Source organism: Allocoleopsis sp. (genome assembly GCF_036703385.1).
In the GTDB taxonomy this organism is placed as follows: domain Bacteria; phylum Cyanobacteriota; class Cyanobacteriia; order Cyanobacteriales; family Coleofasciculaceae; genus Allocoleopsis.
The window spans coordinates 1-2,944 of sequence record NZ_DATNPA010000519.1; the positions used below are offsets into that span (position 1 = coordinate 1).

Below are 2,944 nucleotides of genomic sequence, written 5' to 3' on the forward strand. Positions count from 1 at the left end.
TCTTGAGCCTCACCCCACACCAAAATTTCCGCCCAGTTGCCTAAATCCGGCTGATGGCCAACCAACGCCAAGCGTTTGTCGTCCCCATGAGTTTGCCGCCGTTTCTCTAGCCAACGAACCCAGGCATCAATATCTCCGTCAGGCGCTAGAGCGGGAAATTCTTCCACCTGGGAAGCTAGGCCAGCATCTTGAAGGATAGAAGCGGTTGCTTTGGCTCGTACCAAAGGACTCGTCAAAATTAGGTCAAAATGCAGACCCCGCTCCCGAAGTCGTTTGGCTACTTTAGCTGTTTTCTCAATCCCCTGAGCTGTCAGGGGACGTGCTTCATCTTTGGCGTAGTCCTCTTTTGGAGCTGCAATGCCGTGGCGAATCAAATACAGTTTTATCATTGACAATTTTACTGGTTTATGATAATAGGGCTAAAACCAGGTCGAATGAGATGCCTGATAGGATTTTCAATCCAAAATCCAAAACCCACCGGCAGGACGCACTCCGAAGACGGCAAAATCCAAAATCGCTTAGTCGGTGTTAATCACCTTGTCTTTGGGATTAACCAATCGTAGAAGCTTTTGCTTAATTTGGATATCAAACACTTCCCACTTCATCTTGGCGTACTCAGCATTATCATTGAAGCTGCCCAAAAATCCAATCGGGATTTCAAAGCCGCCTGCCATCATGCGTCCGCCGCCAAAGAAGCGTCCGTTGTTATCTTGCCCGAAGGCTTCTTTGATAAATTCATCAGGGTCAAGCGTCAGTTTGTTGGTTCTCAACGAGCCGATTACGACTTCTAGTTCTTCGTCTTCGTCATGAACAATGCCGTAAACTACGGCCGTGTGGACGTTTTCTTCGGTCACTAGAAATTCAGCGGCTTGCGGGATAGCATCTCGGTCATCGTAGCGAAGATAGCCAACACCAGCGATCGAGAAATTATTCTGCACCAAGCGATTTTTCAGGGCTCGCTCAATCACATCCATCACTCGCCGCGATCTGGCCGTTTGCAGCACCGCGTTCAAGAGTTGAGGATCGTAAAATCGACTGAGATACCCCGCCGCGAGAAAATCTTCTTCCTGAGCCTGCATCAAGCGATTGGTATCCGATCGCAAACCATGCATTAAGGCAGTCGCGCACTTCACATGTTCGCTCACGCCGCCATCTAACCTCAGCAACCCAGCTTGGAGGTATTGGGTTAAGATTGTGGCCGTTGCTCGGGCTTGAGGACGCAGATCGACGAACTCAGCGTCTAGGTCGCCCTGAGTTTTGTGATGGTCAATGACTACCGCGATCGGGATATTCGCCTGCTTCACGAGGGGCATCAACTGGCTGGTTGTTCCCTGATTATCAATCAGAACGCACCCTTTGTACGCCGACAAATCCCGCTCTTTTAGCGTCTGGACACCCCACCGCTTGGCTGGTAGATTGGTGAGCTTAACCAGGGCAATGTTTTCTTGATGGGAAAGGGTACCCGCGTAAACGATATCGCACTGAATATGGTACTGCTGAGCTATCAGTTGGTAAGCCCAAGCACTGGCGAGAGCATCTGGATCTGGGAAATCTTGGATAATGACGAGCTGTCGCTCAGAACGGTGGCGCTCTAGAGTTTGTCTAAGTTCGCTAACTTTCAGTTCAGTGGAAGACTCTACCCAGCGCTTTTCTCGGGAATTGCTGAGACGATTACTGGTATTTTGCGAGGATGCCTCCATCTTATGAGAGTCAACGCCTACCAGCTCTGAGCTAGGAGCAGCAGCTATATGTTCGTCATTGAGGGAGTCAGGGAAAGAAGATGTGAGCGAGTTCGATGGCATGTTGGGTTGTAGTAATGGTCTTTAGCTATCGTGCCAGTTCTATATCGATCGCAAAGATTACAGCAACTGGCGGTTGAATTTGCGATCGACCCTACACTATTCTCGCAAAACCCCTACTAAGGCATACCCTACCTGCCGGTCGAGTTTTCCGACTTTTGTCACCAGCAGTCTTGGAGTGCACTCAATCGCAACTCTTCTCAACGGTAGACGCGTTAAATACCAATTACATACTTTCGCCACTCTTGATGCAGCCCACCCTTTACATGTTTAGCAACTTCAAAGTGAAGACTACTGTAAGGTCTACGGGGTTGATTTCGCAATACCATATTCGCTTCTTTAGGAGTGCGATTTCCTTTTTTTACATTACAACGCACGCAGGCTGTCACAATGTTTTCCCAGGTATCACCTCCATGTCTAGAACGAGGAATAACATGATCTAGAGTGAGTTCTTCCCCCGTGTAACCACAGTATTGACAAGAATGACTATCACGGTGGAGGATATTTCGTCGGGTCAGGGGAATTTCTTTATAAGGAACTCGCACGTAATGGCGTAGTCGGATAACTGTCGGGAGAGGGAATTCTGAGTAAACGTATTTGCCATTATGTTCAACCTGCTCCGCTTTCCCTTTGATCAACAAGATGACCGCCCTTCGCCAGTTAGTGATGTTGAGCGGTTCGTAGGAGGCGTTCAACACCAGAACCTTGCTCATCGGTGATCGAAATTAAGAGAATGTTTTCCCAGATAGTAACACAGCTAACTCAGGCTCGGTTATAGAATCCTGTTTTCTACGGAGAGTATTAATTCACTCTTGGGTTGGCTAATAGTTGAATGACTCTATATATAGCGCATCTTTAATTCATAACCTCCTATATATAGAGTTAAAAATCTATTAGGAAGAATGATTGTAATTTTCACTACAAGTATTGCAATTTTTACCAGGTTCCATCAGACCAGTCGTGGAAAAACCGAGATTGGGGGTCTCCCCCCAACCCTACTCAACCCATCGGAGACACTCTTCGGCATTTGGTGGAAATCGATCTGAAATCAGCGCTGGTGCAGGGCAAGCCAATCTCAGGCGGCGGTACTTCACACAGTTAACTGTATCTGTGTCACCCCTTGGCGCAACTGGCGCTGCCTAGCG

General features: G+C 48.1%; 3 protein-coding genes. All 3 read right to left on the reverse strand.

Annotated elements, in window-relative coordinates; all coding sequences use genetic code 11:
- Positions 1-389: phosphohistidine phosphatase SixA (sixA, locus tag V6C93_RS25215; protein WP_333479421.1), on the reverse strand; the 389-nt coding region annotated here is incomplete at its 3' end.
- A 129-nt stretch (positions 390-518) separates the two neighbouring features.
- Positions 519-1,802: a bifunctional oligoribonuclease/PAP phosphatase NrnA gene (locus V6C93_RS25220; RefSeq protein ID WP_333479422.1), complete on the reverse strand. Its 1,284-nt coding sequence runs from the start codon at positions 1,800-1,802 to the stop codon at positions 519-521.
- A gap of 212 nt (positions 1,803-2,014) precedes the next feature.
- Positions 2,015-2,512, reverse strand: coding sequence for an HNH endonuclease (locus tag V6C93_RS25225; protein ID WP_333479423.1), 498 nt, complete (start codon positions 2,510-2,512; stop codon positions 2,015-2,017).
- Positions 2,513-2,944 lie beyond the last annotated feature (432 nt).